General features: G+C 29.3%; 14 protein-coding genes and 1 pseudogene. 13 read left to right on the plus strand and 2 right to left on the minus strand.

Translation table 11 applies throughout. From position 1 onward, the window contains the following. Window positions 1–44: 44 nt before the first annotated feature. From K0040_RS12340 to K0040_RS12370, 7 genes and pseudogenes are all read left to right on the plus strand, one after another. A pseudogene (locus K0040_RS12340) lies at window positions 45–447 on the plus strand (transposase). Window positions 448–928: 481 nt separating this feature from the next. Beyond that, on the plus strand, window positions 929–2,803 hold the full coding sequence (gene glgB / locus K0040_RS12345; protein ID WP_331476308.1) for a 1,4-alpha-glucan branching protein GlgB: 1,875 nt from the start codon (window positions 929–931) through the stop codon (window positions 2,801–2,803). Window positions 2,804–2,836: 33 nt separating this feature from the next. Next, the gene (locus K0040_RS12350; RefSeq protein WP_228109090.1) at window positions 2,837–3,985 is read left to right on the plus strand and encodes a glucose-1-phosphate adenylyltransferase; all 1,149 of its coding nucleotides are present in this window, start codon (window positions 2,837–2,839) and stop codon (window positions 3,983–3,985) included. 17 nt (window positions 3,986–4,002) lie between these two features. Next, on the plus strand, window positions 4,003–5,133 hold the full coding sequence (gene glgD / locus K0040_RS12355) for a glucose-1-phosphate adenylyltransferase subunit GlgD (protein ID WP_228109091.1): 1,131 nt from the start codon (window positions 4,003–4,005) through the stop codon (window positions 5,131–5,133). A 21-nt stretch (window positions 5,134–5,154) separates the two neighbouring features. Then, window positions 5,155–6,594, plus strand: coding sequence for a glycogen synthase GlgA (gene glgA / locus K0040_RS12360; protein ID WP_228109092.1), 1,440 nt, complete (start codon window positions 5,155–5,157; stop codon window positions 6,592–6,594). 12 nt (window positions 6,595–6,606) lie between these two features. Next, window positions 6,607–9,063 carry a glycogen/starch/alpha-glucan phosphorylase gene (locus K0040_RS12365; protein WP_228109093.1) on the plus strand — a complete coding sequence of 819 codons (2,457 nt, stop codon included), beginning with the start codon at window positions 6,607–6,609 and terminating at the stop codon, window positions 9,061–9,063. Next, a complete protein-coding gene (locus K0040_RS12370) occupies window positions 9,041–10,933 on the plus strand; it encodes a glycoside hydrolase family 13 protein (RefSeq protein ID WP_228109094.1) in 1,893 nt (630 codons plus the stop codon). The genes K0040_RS12365 and K0040_RS12370 overlap by 23 nt, the downstream gene beginning before the upstream one ends. 72 nt (window positions 10,934–11,005) lie before the next feature. Here K0040_RS12370 and K0040_RS12375 read toward each other — a convergent pair whose 3' ends face one another. Then, complete coding sequence (locus K0040_RS12375; protein ID WP_228109095.1) at window positions 11,006–11,419, minus strand: single-stranded DNA-binding protein; 414 nt, start codon at window positions 11,417–11,419, stop codon at window positions 11,006–11,008. A gap of 192 nt (window positions 11,420–11,611) precedes the next feature. Here K0040_RS12375 and K0040_RS12380 point away from each other — a divergent pair, with 192 nt between their 5' ends. Then, window positions 11,612–13,489, plus strand: coding sequence for a sensor histidine kinase (locus K0040_RS12380; RefSeq protein ID WP_228109096.1), 1,878 nt, complete (start codon window positions 11,612–11,614; stop codon window positions 13,487–13,489). Window positions 13,490–13,526: 37 nt separating this feature from the next. On the opposite strand, the gene K0040_RS12385 is transcribed toward K0040_RS12380, so the two are convergent. Beyond that, window positions 13,527–13,961 (minus strand): GtrA family protein, encoded by a 435-nt coding sequence (locus K0040_RS12385; protein WP_228109097.1) that lies wholly within the window; start codon window positions 13,959–13,961, stop codon window positions 13,527–13,529. Between the two features lie 144 nt (window positions 13,962–14,105). Here K0040_RS12385 and K0040_RS12390 point away from each other — a divergent pair, with 144 nt between their 5' ends. The 5 genes from K0040_RS12390 to K0040_RS12410 all read left to right on the plus strand — a co-directional run bounded on the left by K0040_RS12390 (window position 14,106) and on the right by K0040_RS12410 (window position 18,995). Then, window positions 14,106–14,963, plus strand: coding sequence for an Mrp/NBP35 family ATP-binding protein (locus K0040_RS12390; RefSeq protein WP_228109098.1), 858 nt, complete (start codon window positions 14,106–14,108; stop codon window positions 14,961–14,963). A gap of 21 nt (window positions 14,964–14,984) precedes the next feature. Further along, window positions 14,985–15,173 carry a hypothetical protein gene (locus K0040_RS12395; RefSeq protein WP_228109099.1) on the plus strand — a complete coding sequence of 63 codons (189 nt, stop codon included), beginning with the start codon at window positions 14,985–14,987 and terminating at the stop codon, window positions 15,171–15,173. Window positions 15,174–15,317: 144 nt separating this feature from the next. Next, the gene (locus tag K0040_RS12400; RefSeq protein ID WP_228109100.1) at window positions 15,318–16,583 is read left to right on the plus strand and encodes a pyridoxal phosphate-dependent aminotransferase; all 1,266 of its coding nucleotides are present in this window, start codon (window positions 15,318–15,320) and stop codon (window positions 16,581–16,583) included. Between the two features lie 29 nt (window positions 16,584–16,612). Next, window positions 16,613–18,397, plus strand: a complete 1,785-nt coding sequence (iorA, locus tag K0040_RS12405) for an indolepyruvate ferredoxin oxidoreductase subunit alpha (RefSeq protein WP_228109101.1) — start codon at window positions 16,613–16,615, stop codon at window positions 18,395–18,397. A gap of 1 nt (window position 18,398) precedes the next feature. Next, entirely contained in the window at window positions 18,399–18,995 is a 597-nt protein-coding gene (locus K0040_RS12410; protein WP_074919804.1) for an indolepyruvate oxidoreductase subunit beta, read from the plus strand. Window positions 18,996–18,999: the final 4 nt, after the last annotated feature.

Raw genomic sequence — 18,999 nt, forward strand, 5'->3', positions numbered from 1 at the left:
GTATGGCATCTGCAGCATGCATTATAGCTGAAATAGGAAGTGATATGTCTGTATTTCCAACAGAAAAGCACTTGAGTTCATGGGCTGGTTTATGTCCTAAAAATAATGAGAGTGCAGGTAAAAAAAAGAAGTAGCATCAAGTCTGGAAATCCGTGGTTAAGATCTATATTGTGTGAATGTGCATGGGCTTCGATAAAAAAGAAAGATAGTAGATTTAAGAATAAATACTGGAGTATGGTTCCGAGGATGGGTAAAAAAAAGGCTTTGATAGCGGTAGCTAACTTGATATTAAGATTGATATATCATCTATTAAAAAATAAAAGTACATATGAAGAATTAGAAATCCAATATTACGTAGATAAAGATAAAAGACGAGAAAATAAAATTATTAAAGAGTTACAATCTAGAGGATTTGTTGTAGAAAGATGTAGTCTAGAGGGGGTATAAAAAAGTAAAAACAACACTAAATTTAACCTATTTATAGTAGGTTTAGTTTAGTGTTGCAAAAAACAGCCTTTGGCTAAAATCATTTTCGTAGGAATTATAGTTCCACCTGCGCTGTTAATAAGCTCTAGAATTAAGTTATATTAACTCATTTAGCAAATGTAAAAATGTATTTTTAAGCAAGGTTGTTGTCTGAAATTTCATAGAGCCCACGCAGTTACTTAAGCGAAGCTGATTTTTATTAAAAATATGTACATTTAGAAAAATATATATAGGAATTTTCACATATTTAATATACGATTAATCTTAAAAAAAACTAATTGTTAGATTTAATACGAATTATAAGTTATATATAAGTAAAGTAAAGAATTTGTTAAATCAGTAATAAAAAAAGGGAGATTCATATTTTGATAGAAGTATAAGTATAATAAGATACATAAAATATTAGCCTTTAGGGGGGATTAAAATTAAATACTTAGACATAATTACAAAAGAAAAAATAGACAATTTTATTTTGGGAAATTCTTTAGATAGTTATAAATTTCTTGGGAATCATAAAGCAGAGTATAAAGGGGAAGTTGGGAATTCTTTTTCTGTATGGGCACCTAATGCACAAGGGGTCTATTTAGTAGGTGATTTTAATGAGTGGAATGAAACATCTCATCCTTTAGAAAATATGTATGATAGTGGTATTTGGTCAATATTTACTACTGATTTAGAGGAGGGCGATGTTTATAAATACAATGTCATAGGGTGTGATAATGTAAGTAGATTAAAATCAGATCCATATGGTACTCTTTCTGAATTAAGACCTAAAACAGCATCAATAGTATATGGAAGAACAGATTATGATTGGAAAGATGAAAAATATTTACAAGAGAAGAATAAAAAGAGATTTAATAATGAGCCTATGAACATATATGAGGTCAACCTAGGTTCTTGGAAAAGAAAATGGAATGGAGAATTTTTTTCCTTTGAAGAATTATACGAAATGATTGATTATGTAAAAGATATGGGATATACACATATAGAATTAATGCCTATAACAGAGCACCCCTTAGATATGAGCTGGGGATATCAGACAATAGGATATTATGCAACTACAAGTAGACATGGCAAACCAGACCAATTTAAAGCCTTTATAGATAAGTGTCATGAAAATAATTTAGGAATTATACTGGACTTCGCGTATAGTCACTTTTGCAAGGATGTTCACGGTTTATATAGATTTGATGGTTCACCACAATTTGAATATGCAGATCCACTAAAGGCAAAAAACTTAGGATGGGGAACAGTTCATTTTGATTTAGGAAAACCTGAAGTTAATAGTTTTTTATTATCAAATATAATGTATTGGTTTAGAGAGTTTCATGTGGATGGAATTAGAGTAGATGCTGTTAGCTCCATTTTATACTTGGACTATGATATAGGTGATTGGAGACCAAATCAATATGGAGGAAGAGAAAATATAGAAGGAATAGATTTTCTAAGACGATTAAATGAAGTTGTTTATGAAAATATAAAAAATCCATTAATTATAGCTGAGGAATCAACATCATGGCCAATGGTTACTTCACCTACCTACTTAGGTGGATTAGGATTTAGCCATAAGTGGAATATGGGATGGATGAATGATACTTTGAAATATATGGAGATGGATCCTGTATATAGAAAGCATCATCATAATTTAATAACTTTTTCATTTATGTATGCATTCTCAGAAAACTTTATTTTACCACTATCTCATGATGAAGTTGTTCATGGGAAAAAATCATTACTGGATAAAATGTCGGGAGATGAATGGCGAAAATTTGCTAGTTTAAGATTGTTATATTCCTATCACATGGTACACCCAGGGAAAAAACTATTGTTTATGGGTGGAGAATTTGGTCAGGGGCTTGAATGGAGATATGCTTATGGCTTAGAGTGGCAATTGTTAGACAGAGAGCAACATGCTAAAACAAAGGCCTTTGTAAAGGACTTAAATCATTTTTATATAGCTGAAAAATCTTTATATGAGATAGATAATTCCTATGAAGGATTTGACTTTATTGATCCGCATAACGAAGAAAAAAGTATAGTTACATTAATGAGAAAAGGTAAGGATGAAAAAGACTTTATTATAGCTGTTTTAAATTTTACACCTGTTGTTTATTATGATTACAAAGTAGGGGTTCCTTACTTAGATACATATGAAGAAGTATTAAATAGTGATGATGAGAAATACTGGGGATCGAATCAAACTATGAAAAATGCTGATTTATTTGCACTAGACGAGAAGTGGCATAATAAGCCTTACCATATAAAGATAAAAGTACCACCATTAGGAGCTACTTTTATAAAACTTAAAATAAATTAAGGAGTTAATTGAACTTGAAAAGGGGGAATTTGAATGAAACAAGAGATGCTAGCAATGATTTTAGCTGGGGGTCAGGGATCAAGATTGGGTGTTTTTACAAAAAGAATAGCTAAACCAGCAGTATCCTTCGGGGGAAAGTATAGAATTATAGATTTTGTTTTAAGTAATTGCTCTAATTCGGGGATAGATACAGTTGGAGTGCTTACACAATACAGACCAAGAATATTGAACTCTCATATTGGAATGGGAAGTCATTGGGATTTAGATAGAATTAATGGAGGAGTCTATATACTCCAACCATATATGAGTGAAAAAGAAGGTCATTGGTTCAATGGAACGGCTAATGCAATATATAAAAATATGAACTTCATAGATGATTATGATCCAGAATATGTATTAATCTTATCTGGTGATCATATTTACAAAATGGATTATAGTAAAATGTTGGAGTTTCATAAAGAAAAAAAATCAGAAGCAACAATAGCTGTTATAGAAGTTCCGTGGGATGAAGCTAGTAGATTTGGAATAATGAATGCAGATGATGATAAAAAAATATATGAATTTGAGGAAAAGCCTAAAAATCCGAAAAGTAATTTAGCATCTATGGGGGTATATATTTTTAATTGGAAAAAGCTAAAAGAATATTTTTTACGAGCTAGAAAGACTAAAGAATGTTTTGATGATTTTGGAAAAGATGTAATTCCAGCCATGCTAAAAGATAGTCAAGAAATGTATGCATATCCTTTTAAAGGATATTGGAGGGATGTAGGTACTATACAAAGTTTATGGGAAGCGAATATGGATTTAATAAGTACTCCAGAAGCTATAGATTTAAGCGACTCAAATTGGACAATATATACAAATACTATGGATCTTCCACCACAATATATTGGCCAAAATGCCAGCATAAAAGAAGCTTTAATAGCAGATGGTTGTTCTGTATTAGGAACAATCGAAAATACAATTTTATCGCATAAAGTTGAGGTTGGAGAAGGAAGCATAATTAGAAATTCTGTAATAATGCCTAATGTTACTATAGGAAAAAATGTAATAATTGAAAAGGCGATGGTAGCAGAAGGTGCAGTAATTAATGACAATGTAGTGATAAAAAGTGAGACAAATGAAATAAGTATTGTATCAGAGTATGAAGTAGTTAGTGCTGTTGAAAAGGTTGAAGCTTAAAATGGGGGGAGTATATTATGAAAAATCAATGTATGGGATTAATTAATCTTGATAAAAAAGGAAATCCAAATATAAATATATTAAATTATGCAAGACCATTAGCATCTACTCCGATTGCAGGTCGATATAGAATTATAGATTTTGTTTTATCTAACATGGTAAATTCGGATATTACTAATGTTGGAATTTATGCTAAAGAAAAATACAGATCCTTAACAGACCATTTGGGGAGTGGTAAGGATTGGGATTTGAGTAGAAAAAAGGGTGGACTTTATATTTTTAGCCCAGAAAATACAAAGCATAATAATAATTATGGCTTTAGAACAGGAGATGTATACTCTATATTAGCAAATATAGATTACATAGAAAAAAGTAAAGAAGAATATATACTTATTGCACCAGGATATATGTTGTGTAGTATGGATTATAAAGAAGCGCTTAAATATCATAAACAATCAAAAAATGATATTACTGTTATATATAAACATGTGACCAATGCTGATGAAGATTTTTTAGGTTGCATTACATTAAATCTGGATAGTAATGATAGAGTTTTGAATATAGGAGGCAATATAGGAGCTTTTCCGAGTGCTAACATATCTATGGAAATTTATATTATGAAAAGAACAGATTTTATTAAATGTATATATAAAATAGCAAGCTTAGGAACACATTCATATTTTGAAGACTATATTAAAAGAGAAATTTCTAATATACAAGTTGGAGGATTCGAATACAAAAATTATTTGAAGTGTATAAATTCAATTCAAAGTTATGCTGAGGCAAGCAAAGAAATATTAGAAAAGGATGTATCATCAGAATTATTTAACTTGGAAAGAAAGATATTTACTAAGGATAAAAGTCAAGCACCAACCATATATATGAAAAATGCTGATGTGAAAAATTCCTTCGTGGCTACAGGGTGTAAAATTGATGGGACTGTTGAAAATTGTACATTATTTAGAAAAGTCGAAGTAGGAAGAGATGCAATACTAAAAAACTGTGTAATAATGCAAAATTGCAAAATAGAACCAGGAGTAGTTTTAGAAAATGTTATATTTGATAAAAATATTAGTATTTCAAAAGGAAAAGAGCTAAAAGGAGATAAAGACTACCCTATGGTCATAGAAAAGAATCAGAAGCTTTAGAAGTAAAAAGGGGGAAATTTAATGAAGATACTTTATGTGACGGCAGAATGCTGGCCATTTGTAAAAACAGGAGGATTGGGAGATGTTTCCTATGCACTTCCTAAGGCTCTAAAAAAGGAAGGTGCTGATGTAAGGGTTATAATGCCAAAGTATTCAACTATACCAACATATTTAAAAGATAAATTTAAACCAATTGCAGAATTTAGTGTAAAAGTAGGATGGAGAAATCAATATTGTGGCATAGAAACTACGGAGTTGGACGGAGTTACATTTTATTTTATAGACAATGAATTTTATTTTAAGAGATCTGATGAACCAAGTATATATGGGCATGGTGATGATCCAGAAAGATTTGCTTTCTTTAGTAACGCAGTGTTATCATCTATGGAAAAACTGAACTTTTATCCAGATGTGATGAATTTGAATGATTGGCATACTGGAATGATTCCATTATTACTTAAAGAAGATTATGGTCATCTAAAAAAATATAAAAATATAAAAACTGTTTATACTATACACAATTTACAATATCAAGGAATATTTAATAAAGATATGATAAGAAATGATTTTGATATATCTTATGATTATTTTAATAATGGTGATATAGAGTTTTACGGAAAAGTTAATTTTATGAAGGCTGGCATTGTATTCGCCCATAAGGTTACCACGGTAAGTAAAACTTATGTAGAAGAAATACAAACACCTTTTTATGGGGAAGGACTAGATGGACTGTTAAAATCAAAATCATATAAATTGGAAGGTATTTTAAATGGCATAGATTATGACTTAAACAATCCAGCTACAGATAAGGCTATATTTGAAAAATTTGATGTTAGTTGTATACACAAAAAACTACAAAATAAGATAAAGTTGCAAGAAATCCTAGGGCTAGAAGTTAACCCGAACATTCCTTTAGTAGGTATTGTATCTAGATTAACCTCACAGAAAGGTTTAGATTTAATTAATTATATGATGCCTGAAATTATGAGAGAAAATTTACAAATGGTTGTACTTGGAACAGGTGAACATCAATATCAGTCTATGTTTAATTATTATGATTCAAATTTTAGTAATAAATTATCAGCAAGAATTACTTTTGACAGTGCCTTTGCACAACAAATTTATGCAGCATGCGATATTTTTTTAATGCCATCTTTATATGAACCTTGTGGTATAGGTCAAATGCTTGCCATGAGATATGGGGCAATTCCAATAGTAAGAGAAACTGGTGGACTTAAAGATACTGTAACTCCTTATAATCAATATACAGGAGAAGGAAACGGATTTAGTTTTACTAATTACAATGCTCACGAAATGTTCTTTACTCTTCAAAAAGCAATTACATTGTATCAAGATAAAAGTATTTGGAATAATTTAATTATAAATGCAATGAATACAGATAATAGTTGGAAGAAATCAGCTCAAGACTATATGAGAATATTTAATGGCTTAATAAGCTAAAGGGGCGATTTAATGATTACAATAAATAAAAAGCGATTTAAAGAACATTTTAGAAGGAAAATGAATAACTTATATGCTCAAACCCTTGAAGAAGCAAGTAATGAAGAACTTTTTAATGTATTGTGTTATGTTATAAAAGATATGATTTCAAAAGACTGGGAAGGTAGTAGAATATATCAAGAAAAGGCAGTATTTTATTTTTCTATAGAATTTTTATTAGGAAGACAATTAAAATCAAATTTATTAAATCTTGGATTTGAAGATACTGTAAGGCAAGGTTTAAGTGAATTGGGAATAGACTTGGATGAGATAGTTGAGTCAGAGCCAGATCCAGCACTAGGTAATGGGGGATTGGGAAGATTGGCAGCTTGCTTTCTCGATTCGATGGCTTCTGTAGGCATCAGTGGTCATGGATATGGAATAAGATATAAGTACGGATTGTTTGAGCAAAAGTTTGTAAACAACTCTCAAGTTGAAGTTCCAGATAACTGGCTAATAAATAGCTCTTATTCTTGGGAAACAGTTAGACCCAATAGAGCATTATTAGTAAAATATGAAGGAAAAATTAATTTTGAAGAAGATGATGAAGGTAATCTTAAAGTTACTCATAAAGATTATATTCCAGTAATGGCAATGCCTTATGATATACCTATAATTGGTTATGAAAATGAATGTATAAACACACTTAGAATATGGAAAAGTGAAATACCAACAAGAGATTTTGGAAAGTTATCTTTACATGCTAAAAATCAAGCTGCTAGTTATGAAGATGCGCTAAAATATAAATATTATGCAGAGGAAATTTCTCAAACTTTATATCCAAATGATTCAAACTATGCAGGGCAACTGTTAAGATTAAAACAAGAGTATTTCTTTGTAAGTGCAGGAATTCAAGATATATTTAGAAAATGTAGAAGATATAAAATTACACCACAAGATTTACCCAATAAAATTGCTATTCATATAAATGATACTCACCCAGCGTTGTGTATACCAGAGATGATGAGAATATTATTAGATGAAGAAGGATTATCCTGGGATGAATCGTGGAACATAACTATTAAAGTAATGTCTTATACAAACCACACAATATTATGTGAGGCAATGGAAAGATGGTCCGAAGATATTATGAAAAAACTTCTGCCAAGAATGTATATGATAATTGAAGAAATCAATAGAAGATATGTTAATGATTTAAGAAAAAAAGGCTATAGTGAAGAGAAAGTTAAAAGGATGGCTATTATGTATGATGGTGAAATTAGGATGGCTAATTTATGTATAGTATCAAGCTATAGTATAAATGGTGTAGCACAACTTCATACTAAATTGCTAAAAGAAGAAGTACTAAATGATTTTTATGAAGAAGAACCGTATAAATTTAATAATAAAACAAACGGAATCGCCCACAGAAGATGGCTTATAAGCTCAAATCCTGAACTAGCCAACTTAATAATAGAATTGATTGGGGATAAGTGGATAAAAGATACATCTCATTTAAAGGAATTGGAAAAATTTGTGGATGATGAAAAAGTATTGAATAGATTAGAAAAAATAAAATTTAACAATAAGGTAAGACTTGCTAATTATATAAAAGAAAATAACAACATAACAATAGACCCTAATTCCATATTTGATGTACAAGTGAAAAGGCTTCACGCTTATAAAAGACAACTTATGAATATTTTACATGTACTTTATTTGTATCATGAAATACTGGATAATAGGGATATTGAATTAGATATTCAACCGCGAACTTTTATATTTGGAGCTAAGGCAGCACCAGGATATTATTTGGCAAAATGTATAATAAAACTAATAAATTGTGTTGCTAATTTAGTAAATAATGACCCTAGGGTAAAAGACAAAATCAAAGTTGTATTTATAGAAAATTATGGGGTATCACTAGCAGAAAAAATTATACCAGCAGCAAATATAAGTGAACAAATTTCAACAACTACAAAGGAAGCATCGGGAACTAGTAATATGAAGTTTATGATGAGCGGAGCATTAACACTGGCAACGCTAGATGGAGCTAATGTGGAAATATATCAACAAGTAGGAAAAGAGAATATGTTTTTATTTGGGCTTAGTGCTAAGCAGGTATTAGATTATAACAAATATGGTGGATATTCATCGAAGGATTTATATCACTCTAACAAGTTACTAAGACGAGTTGTAGATGATTTAGTTAATGGTTTTATACCTGGACTAGGAAAAGAAGGTAGGGAAATTTATGATGCTTTAATAACTTATAATGATGAATACTTTGTTCTAAGAGATATTGATGAATATGCTGAATCGCAACAAAAAATAAGCAATCTTTATAAAGATAAAATTAAGTGGAACAAAATGTCTCTTATAAATATTGCTAATTCTGGGATTTTCTCTAGTGATAGAACTATAAATGAATATATAGAAGATATTTGGTTTAAAGGGTGTGATGAGGATGTGCAAAACAATATCATTTAACTCCTGGAATGAAAATTTTAAGGCTCCTTTTGGAGCCTTAGATGTTAACCAGGGAGCTGATATTAAAGTCAGTGCTAACAAAGAGGTATACAGTATTTGTTTAGTAATAACAAAAGAAGATAAAAATTTAAATAGTAAAGAAATAAGACGAATTTTATTGAATAAAAAAGAAGAGCATATATACCAATGTAAAATAGGGCCATTACTAATTCCTGCAGTATACTATTATTATTTTGAGGTTGAAGTTAAACAGGATGGGAATAATGAAAAATTATTTTATGGAAAAATGAAGCAAAATGGTGAAATATGTGAATATGATTTTGACAACATAAATAAATATCAATTAACAGTATATGAAGAAAGTAAGGTCCCAACTTGGTTTAAGGAAGGTATTTTATATCATATATTTATAGATAGATTCAATAATGGTAATAGAACTGGTAAACCAAGCAATCCAAAGAAAAATAGTTTTATATATGCAAATTGGGAAGACGATCCAATGTATATAAAAGATGAAAATGGAGATATCATAAGATGGGATTTTTATGGAGGTAATCTTAGAGGGATTATTAACAAGTTAGGATATCTTAAAAAGCTTGGAGTAAGTATTATATATTTAAGTCCAGTTTTTGAATCATCTAGCAACCATAAATACAATACAGGAGATTACAAAAAGATTGACCCTATGTTTGGTGATGAAGAAACATTTAAAGAGTTAATTAAAAAAGCTAATGCAAAGGGAATGTCTATAATACTTGATGGTGTATTTAGTCATACAGGTGCTGATAGTATTTATTTCAATAAGTTTAACAACTACTCTAGCAAAGGAGCCTATAATGATGAAGACTCTCCTTACAGAAGTTGGTATACCTTTGATGATTCAAAGGTTGGGTACAAATGCTGGTGGGGAATTAAAGATTTACCAAATGTAGATGAATTAGAACCTTCATATATGGATTACATAATTAAAGATGAAGAGAGTGTTTTAAATAAATGGACTAAAATTGGAGTTAAAGGATGGAGATTAGATGTAGTAGATGAATTGCCAGATGAATTTGTAACTGAATTTAAAAAGGAGTTAAAAAACTCAAAGACCGATTCAGTTTTAATTGGAGAAGTTTGGGAAGATGCTTCTAATAAAATTAGTTATGGACAACGTAGAAACTATCTTTTAGGAAAACAGCTTGATTCAGCTATGGGTTATCCATTTAGAAAAGGAATACTATCTTTCTTAAAGGGAGAAATAGCTTCATACGAACTTACTGATTTGTATATGGAAATGAAAGAAAACTATCCACCAGAGGCATTTAAGTCAAATTTAAATTTATTAGGGACTCATGATGTTAAAAGAGTTAAAACAGAGCTTAATAATGATAAAGATATGATTAAACTTGCAGTATTAGCACAAATGACTTTCGAAGGGGTACCGTATATTTATTATGGCGATGAAGCAGGTCTTGAAGGAGATAAAGACCCAGATAACAGAAGAACTTATCCATGGAAAAATGAAGATAATGAGATGATAGATTTTTATAGAAATTCTATTCAAACTAGATATAGGGTGAAATCATTATTAAATGGTGAAACTAATTTTATTTATACTAGGGATAATGATGTTTTTGCTTATGAAAGATCACTTAATGAAAAAGAGGAAGATAATTGTTTAATAATTATAAATAGAAGTGAAGATTACAAATGCATAGATTTTGATTTTGGGTGTGATTTATTAGATGAAATAGGAATAAAATATACTCCTGGTGATTATGGCGTTACTTTGGAAAAAGAAAATGGGAAATTCGTAGTAGATATTAAACCAAAATCTTTTATTATATTTAAAATGAAAAATATTCAAAATGAATTATTTGAGTAATTATAGAAAAAATGTGTAGATTATTGATAATCTACACATTTTAAATGGTTGAGTAAAGAAGGTGATCTTTTATTAAAAAGGAATTTCACTTTCGGATATTTCACCATCAAAAACTTCATCTGTAAAGATTTCTTCATTATTAAAGGTATTTTCAGTATTATTATTTTGTTTAAAATCTATAAATCTAAACAAGTCACAGTTTACTGTGATAGATTTTTTATTTTCTCCGTTTGGAGATAAATATTTATCTACTTTAATTTTTCCCTCCATATAAACTAATCTACCCTTAGTCATATACTCGCTAAAAACTTCTGCTTGTCTATTCCATATTTCGCAATTAATAAAGTCAGTATCGTGTTCTCCTTGAGCATTTTTATAATTTCTATTAACTGCCAATGTGAATTTTGTAATAGGTATGTTTTTTTCACCTATATATTTTAAATCTGGATCTTGACATAATCTTCCTACCAAAATAACTTTATTCATTTAAAACCTCCATATTTTTATGTGATTTAGTACAATTATAGACAAACATAAGTTCGAATATACATATATTAAAAAGAAAATTTTATTTTTTCGAATAAGGAAAAAAATGTAAAAAAGTGATATAATTAAAATAATGATGAGAGTTAAAATCTATGTTAATTTAATAGAGAATTGAAAATGAGGGGTTTTATTATGAAAAAGGATATTTATAGAAAGATAATAAGAAATAGTAAAATAGCTTACTTAATAATAAATAGTAAAATGAATAATCATAATAAATACATTGGCATAGAGGTATTGGAGCAAAACAAAGAATTTGAAAAAATTTTTAAGCTGTTAACAGAAAATAATGTATTTGAAAAAGAAGTAACAGAATTAATAGTAAATAATTGGATAAAAAATAAATTTAAAGGAGAAGAATTTGACCAATTTGTAAATGATATAATTAAAAATAGTCATAAGAATATAGAGCATACAGTTGAGATAAATAATAAAACTGTAATTATGGATATATATTATTTAGAAGAGTATTTCATAGTAGTATTTTCAATGAGTTATAATATGAGTTATGATGAAGAAGATTTCATAATATATAATTGGGCAAAAGATTTAAATGGAGTATATATAGATGTGTGCCCAAATTGTAATGATTCAAAATTAAAGGATAAAAAAACAACTACTGGAAAAAGAGACTTAGACTTATGGGAAATGTCTGATGTTAGGAAATTTAGACAACAAGAAAATAACGTAATATCAAATAGAAATGTAAAAACTTTCTACCAAACATTAAGAAAAAAAGACGGTACTAAAATTTATTTAGAATCAACCATATGGCCTATAATAGATGATAATGATAATATAATAGGAACAAGAGGCTTTAGTGTAGAAATTAATGATAAGTTAGTTTTTGAAAAAAGCTTAGAACAAAATGAAGAAAATTTTAGAGAGATAACTAAGTATTCTGATTCAGTGTTTATTATTAGAGATAAGGAGAGGGCAACTTATGTTAGTCCTGCCTTTAGAAATGTATTTGAAGATAGCCCAGAAGATTTATATAAAGATTTTGACAAGTTATATGAATATTTTAAAAGAGCAGAATGGAATGATCAAAATATAGATTATGAATTTGATGAATGTAACGAAGGCACTGGAAAAGTTAAATTAGATAATGGAAAAGAAAAATGGATTTGGTATAAATTTTTGCCAATAAAAGACTCAAAAGGAAATATATCAAAAAGAGTAGGTATTTTAACTGATGTAACAGAAAAAAAGAGGATAGAAGAAGAAAAAAATCAACTTAAATTAGATTTTTTTGCAAATTTATCTCATGAATTGAGGACGCCAATCAATCTTATATCGAGCACAATTCAACTTATCAAATTAAATTTAACAAAATTATCACCACAAGACGCTAATAAATTTTATAAATATATGGATATAATGGAGATGAATAGCCTAAGGCTTGTGAGGCTTATAAATAATTTATTAGATTCAACACGAGTTGAGGCAGGATATATTAGTTTTAATCCTATTAACGCAGATATAGTAGCATTTATAGAGGATATATGTGAATCTATTGTGGAATTTACAGAATTTAATAGTATGCACTTAATTTTTGATACAAATGTTGAAGAAGAAGTAGTACTATTTGACCAAGATATTATAGAAAGAACTATGCTTAATTTATTATCAAATGCAGTTAAATTTAATAAAAAAAATGGAAATATATATGTAAATTTATATATTAAAGAAGATATAATTAAAATTAGTGTAAAAGATGAGGGAATTGGAATACCAAAGGAAAAAGCTAATTGCATATTTGAAAGATTTGAACAAGTTGAAAGTAGAAATAGAATGGAAAAACAGGGAAGTGGTATAGGCCTATACTTGGTAAAATCTTTAGTAAGTTTGCATGGAGGAACTATTAATGTTAATAGTGAGGTTAATCAAGGAAGTGAATTTATAGTAGTTATACCTAGAGAATTATTAAATAATGGCGAAGAACTTATCATACAAAAAAAAGAAGAAGTAAGATATAACAGAGCAAATATAGAGTTTTCAGATATATAAGTATAAACACATTATTAATTAAAAATTAATAATGTGTTTATTTTTTTTTATCTGTGTGTTTAATAACTAATCTCATTAGAAAAAATACTGGAATAGTTGAGAAAATAGGTGCTATTATAGGAGCTATAGCTTTACTTAGACCAAATATGTTAACGAATGATAATATAACACCTAGATTTAAAGCATATTCAAATATATATACTAAGAAACTTAGTAAGTATTTTTTAAAAGAGTATTTTTTTTCTTTGAATGTGTATCTAGAATTTAAATAATAAGAAGCAGTAATGCTTATAACGCTTGTAATTGTATATGCAATTAAATAATTGATTTTAAAAACTAGGTATAGAGTTAGGTAAAATAGCTGAGCAACTGCAAAATTTGCAGTACCAATAATATTAAATTTTATATACTCTATAATTTTATCTTTATATAGTTTAAACTTTTCTACAATTGTATTCTTTATGGCAAACACATCCTTCACATCCTTCCCGTCTTTAAAAAAATAGTTATTTATATTCTATTTCATTTTATATCATTATTATGTTCATTGACAAAATAAATATAAAGAACTATATTTATTTTGTAGATATATCCATTATTAGGGGGGAAAATAGAAATGTCAAATTGTAATTCATGTCCATCAAATGGATCTTGTAATAAAGAGCAATCAAGTTGTTCAGTGGTTAATAATCCACTAAATAAAATTAATAAAATTATAGGTGTTATGAGTGGAAAAGGTGGAGTAGGAAAATCTACAGTATCAGCGCTTATAGCAAAAAATTTAGCTAAACAAGGATATAAAGTAGGTGTATTAGATGCTGATATAACAGGTCCTAGTATACCAAGGCTTTTAGGTGTAGATAAGCAAAGAGCGAGAGCAACAGAAGAATTTATATATCCAGCAGTAACAGCGGATGGAATAAAAGTAATGTCTCTAAATTTATTAATAGAAAATGAAGAAGAACCTGTTATTTGGAGAGGTGCAATGGTATCTAATGCAGTAAAACAATTTTATACAGATGTTTTATGGGAAGAATTAGACTACCTTGTAATAGATATGCCTCCAGGAACAGGAGATGTGGCTTTAACAGTTATGCAATCAATTCCTATAAACGGTATAGTAATGGTTACGATACCTCAAGATATGGTATCGATGATAGTTACAAAGGCTGTTCATATGGTACAAAAGTTAGATATAGATGTTATAGGTGTAGTTGAAAATATGAGCTACATAACATGCCCAGACTGTGGTAAAAAGATTCAAATATTTAACGGAGAAAATAATAGAAAATTCCTTGATGATATGAATTTAGATCTATTAGGTCAATTACCAATGAATTCTGGAATAGGGAATGTATCTATAGGTGTTTATAAAGATGGTGATGAAGAAGTTGAAGGATTATTTAATCCTATAGTAATAAATATGATTAAGTCATTAAAAGACAAAGAAAAAGAAGTGTCAGAGGCATTTTAGTTAAAAATAAGGAGCAAACCAATGAAATTAGGCGATATTTTTATGTTTAGTATTGATTTAGTTTTATTTACATATTTTACTGAAATGGCACTAAACACTACAAGTATGACCGTTAGGATAGTAACATGCTTTGTTATGACAGCTGAAATATTCTTTATGAGGCAACATCTAAAAATGATGAAGCTATCTGCCCAAAAAAGAGAAGATTAAAAAATACACAGTTCAATATATTGAACTGTGTATTTTTTTTTAGATTATATAAAACCTATTGACATTCCAGTTAATGGAAGGTTTATTATGATATTAGAGAATATTATGAATATAAAAATAGTGAAATAAAATGGGGGTAATAAAATGAAATTAAGTATGGTCGCAGACCACGCAAGATGGCCCAGAGAAAATGACATTATATTTAACTTATCTGAAAGAGCTCAAAAGGCAGAACAAAATATAGGTAAAGAAAACGTTATCAATGCTACTATTGGCGCATTGATGGATGATGATGGAAAGCTAATAACAATGAGTAGTGTTTTTGAACAATTAAAATCATTGCCTAACAATGAAATATCTGCTTATGCTTCTATTGCAGGACAAGATGACTATAAAGAGGCTGTAAAAAAAGTTTGTTTTCAAGGTAATGATCCAGATGGTTATGTAAGAGTTGTAGCTTCTCCAGGTGGAAGTGGTGCTATTAAATTAGCAATGTGGAACTATACTAATCCCAAGGATGTAATTTTGACTTCTGATTGGTACTGGAGTCCTTATGGAATTATAGGAGAGGAAGCTGGAAGGGGAGTTGCAAATTATAAACTATTTAATGATGAAGGAAGGTTCAATATTGAATCTTTTAAATCTAAATTCAAAGAAATTATAGATAAACAAGGAAATATATTTACGATAATTAATACTCCTGGTCATAATCCAACAGGATATACTGTGTCTGATGATGAGTGGGATGAAATATTAGATTTTGTAAAAGAAATTGCAAAGGATGAAAGTAAAAAAATAGTTTTATTTATAGATGTTGCATATATAGATTTTGTTAAAGATGATATAGCAAGTAGAAAATTCTTTAAGAAATTTGGAAACTTGCCAGAAAATATATTATCAATAGTAGGTTTTAGTATGTCAAAAGGATTTACTGCTTATGGAATGAGAATGGGAGCAGCCATAGGAATATCTGCAAGTGAAGATATGGCAGAAGAATTCTATTACTCACTAATGCATTCCTGTAGGGCTAATTGGTCTAATTGTAATAGAGGAGCAATGTCTATTCTTTCTCATTTAATTTCAGATGAGAAAAAGTACGCAGAATATAAAATTGAGAAAGATCAATATAAAGATATGCTTGTTAAAAGAGCAGAAGCTTTTGTACAAGGTGCAAGAGAAGTAAACCTTGATATACTTCCATATAGAGATGGATTTTTTGTAAGTATACCATGTAATAATTCAAAAGAAGTTTGTGAAGCACTTACTAAAGAAAATCTTTATTTAGTTCCCTTAAAGATGGGATTAAGATTTGCAGTATGCGCAGTATCAGAAGAAAAGTGTAAAAAAGCTCCAAAGATTATAAAAGAAGTTTTTGAAAAAGTTAAGTCATTGGAAAAAAATTTAGTATAAAAAACATAAAAATAAGGGGGACTATTAACATGAAGAAATTAATGACAGGTAATGAGGCCATAGCTCGTGGCGCATACGAAGCTGGTGTGAAATATGCTTCAGCTTATCCGGGAACTCCAAGTACGGAAATATTAGAAAATATAGCTTTATATAAGGATGATATTCTTGCAGAATGGGCTCCAAATGAAAAAGTAGCAGTTGAGGCAGCAGCAGGAGCTTCAATAGCAGGGGCAAGAACTGTTGCATCTATGAAGCATGTAGGTTTGAATGTGGCGGCAGATCCATTGTTTACTGTAGCATATACAGGTGTAACTGGAGGATTTGTAATAATTACAGCAGATGAACCAGGGCAACATTCATCACAAAATGAGCAAGATAATAGAAACTATGCTAGAGCAGCCAAAATACCAATGTTTGAACCATCAACTAGCCAAGAAGCTAAAGATATGTTCAAGGAAGCATTTGAAATAAGTGAAAAATTTGATACGCCAGTTTTATATAGATTAACAACAAGACTATGTCATTCAAAAGGGATAGTTGAGTGTAAAAATAGAACAGAAGTTGGAATAAAAGAGTATGTAAAAGATGCACCTAAATATGTTACAGTTCCTGCAAACTCAAGAGTATTAAGAGGTAAGGTGGAAGAGAGACTTCATAATTTAGACAAATTCTCTAATGAGACAGATCTTAATTCTATTGAATTAAACGATACTAAAGTAGGAATTATTGCATCTGGTATGTGTATAAATTTTGCAAAAGAAGTGTTTGGAAAAGATGCATCTTATTTAAAACTAGGATTTACTTTCCCAATGCCAGATGAAAAAATAAAAGAGTTTGCATCTAAGGTAGAAAAAATATATGTTATAGAAGAAAATGATGAGTTCATAGAAGAGCATGTTAAGGCTTTAGGAATAAATTGTAATGGAAAGAATGTATTTCCATCATATGGAGAAATGACACCTGACGTTATAAGAAAAGCTATATATGGAAAAACATTTGATCATATAGAAACAAATGAAGAATTATTAGTTCCAAGACCACCAACATTCTGTGCTGGATGTCCGCATAGAGGTTTATTCTATGAGCTAGGAAAAAGAAAAGATGTAGTTATAACTGGAGATATAGGATGTTATACTCTAGGATTTGCACCACCATATAATGCAATGGACTGTGTAGTTTGTATGGGTGCATCTTTAGGTTCAGGACATGGAGCACAACAAGTTTTCAACATGGTAGAAGGAAATAAGAAAAGAGTTGTAGGTGTGCTTGGAGATTCAACGTTTTTCCATACAGGAATAAATGGTCTTTTAGATATTATTTATAACAATGGTAATGCAATATCAATAATATTAGATAATAGAATTACAGGTATGACAGGACATCAAGAAAATCCAGGTTCAGGCTTCAAATTACAAGGTGAACCAACTAATGAAATAAGTATAGAAGCAGTAGTTAAAGCTTGTGGTGTAAAAAATTTAAGAGTAATAAATCCAAATGATTTAAAAGAAGTAAATGATGCTCTTGATTGGGCATTTGAAAATGAAGAGGCATCTGTAATCATTACAAGATGGCCATGTGCTCTTAAAAAATTCTCTAAAGAAGATATAGAAGAGTTTAATAAGCCATTTACAACAAAATGCGAAGTTGTAGAAGATTTATGTATAGGATGTAAAAAATGTACTAAGACAGGATGTCCTGCAGTTTCATATAACAAAGAAACTAAAAAGGCAAAAATAGATAGAAATCAGTGTTTAGGATGTGATATATGTTCACAAGTATGTCCTAAAGAGGCAATAGTTAAGGAGGTAAAATAATATGACTAAAAGTATTATGTTAGTAGGTGTAGGTGGTCAAGGGACTATACTTGCGAGTAAGTTATTAACTATAGGATTAATGGAAGCTGGATACGATGTAAAGATGAGTGAAATACATGGTATGAGCCAAAGAGGTGGGTCAGTTTCTTCTCAAGTAAGATATAGTGAAGATAATGTTTATTCTCCTGTTATTGAAATTGGTGGAGCAGATATGATAGTTTCTTTTGAAAAAATGGAAGCTTTAAGATATTTAAAATACTTAAAACCAGAAGGAAAAGTAGTTGTAAATAATTATAGATTAAATTCAGTGTCTACATTAGTAGGAAAATTTGAATACAAAGAAGAAGAAATAGATTCAGAATTAAAAAGATTAAATGCAAAAATTATAGATGCGGCAAAGGAAGCTGAAGAACTAGGAAATGCAAAAGTAATGAATGTTATATTATTAGGTTCTCTAGTAAAATCAATGGGACTAGAAAAAATCCACTGGGAAGATATTATAAGAAAAAATGTAAAAGAAAAGTTTATTGATTTAAACATAAAAGCTTTCCGCGTTGGTATGGACTTAGTAGAAGAAGCAATTAAGGCAACTGTTTAAATTT

Origin of the sequence: Terrisporobacter petrolearius (genome assembly GCF_020748185.1) — a bacterium.
GTDB lineage: Bacteria > Bacillota > Clostridia > Peptostreptococcales > Peptostreptococcaceae > Terrisporobacter > Terrisporobacter petrolearius.

Excerpts from the sequence above, each read along its gene's own strand:
- K0040_RS12350 (WP_228109090.1), top strand. The coding sequence starts at position 2,837 with ATGAAACAAGAGATGCTAGCAATGATTTTAGCTGGGGGTCAGGGATCA.
- glgD (WP_228109091.1), top strand. The coding sequence starts at position 4,003 with ATGAAAAATCAATGTATGGGATTAATTAATCTTGATAAAAAAGGAAAT.
- glgA (WP_228109092.1), top strand. The coding sequence starts at position 5,155 with ATGAAGATACTTTATGTGACGGCAGAATGCTGGCCATTTGTAAAAACA.
- K0040_RS12365 (WP_228109093.1), top strand. The coding sequence starts at position 6,607 with ATGATTACAATAAATAAAAAGCGATTTAAAGAACATTTTAGAAGGAAA.
- K0040_RS12370 (WP_228109094.1), top strand. The coding sequence starts at position 9,041 with ATGTGCAAAACAATATCATTTAACTCCTGGAATGAAAATTTTAAGGCT.
- K0040_RS12375 (WP_228109095.1), bottom strand. The coding sequence starts at position 11,419 with ATGAATAAAGTTATTTTGGTAGGAAGATTATGTCAAGATCCAGATTTA.
- K0040_RS12380 (WP_228109096.1), top strand. The coding sequence starts at position 11,612 with ATGAAAAAGGATATTTATAGAAAGATAATAAGAAATAGTAAAATAGCT.
- K0040_RS12390 (WP_228109098.1), top strand. The coding sequence starts at position 14,106 with ATGTCAAATTGTAATTCATGTCCATCAAATGGATCTTGTAATAAAGAG.
- K0040_RS12395 (WP_228109099.1), top strand. The coding sequence starts at position 14,985 with ATGAAATTAGGCGATATTTTTATGTTTAGTATTGATTTAGTTTTATTT.
- K0040_RS12400 (WP_228109100.1), top strand. The coding sequence starts at position 15,318 with ATGAAATTAAGTATGGTCGCAGACCACGCAAGATGGCCCAGAGAAAAT.
- iorA (WP_228109101.1), top strand. The coding sequence starts at position 16,613 with ATGAAGAAATTAATGACAGGTAATGAGGCCATAGCTCGTGGCGCATAC.
- K0040_RS12410 (WP_074919804.1), top strand. The coding sequence starts at position 18,399 with ATGACTAAAAGTATTATGTTAGTAGGTGTAGGTGGTCAAGGGACTATA.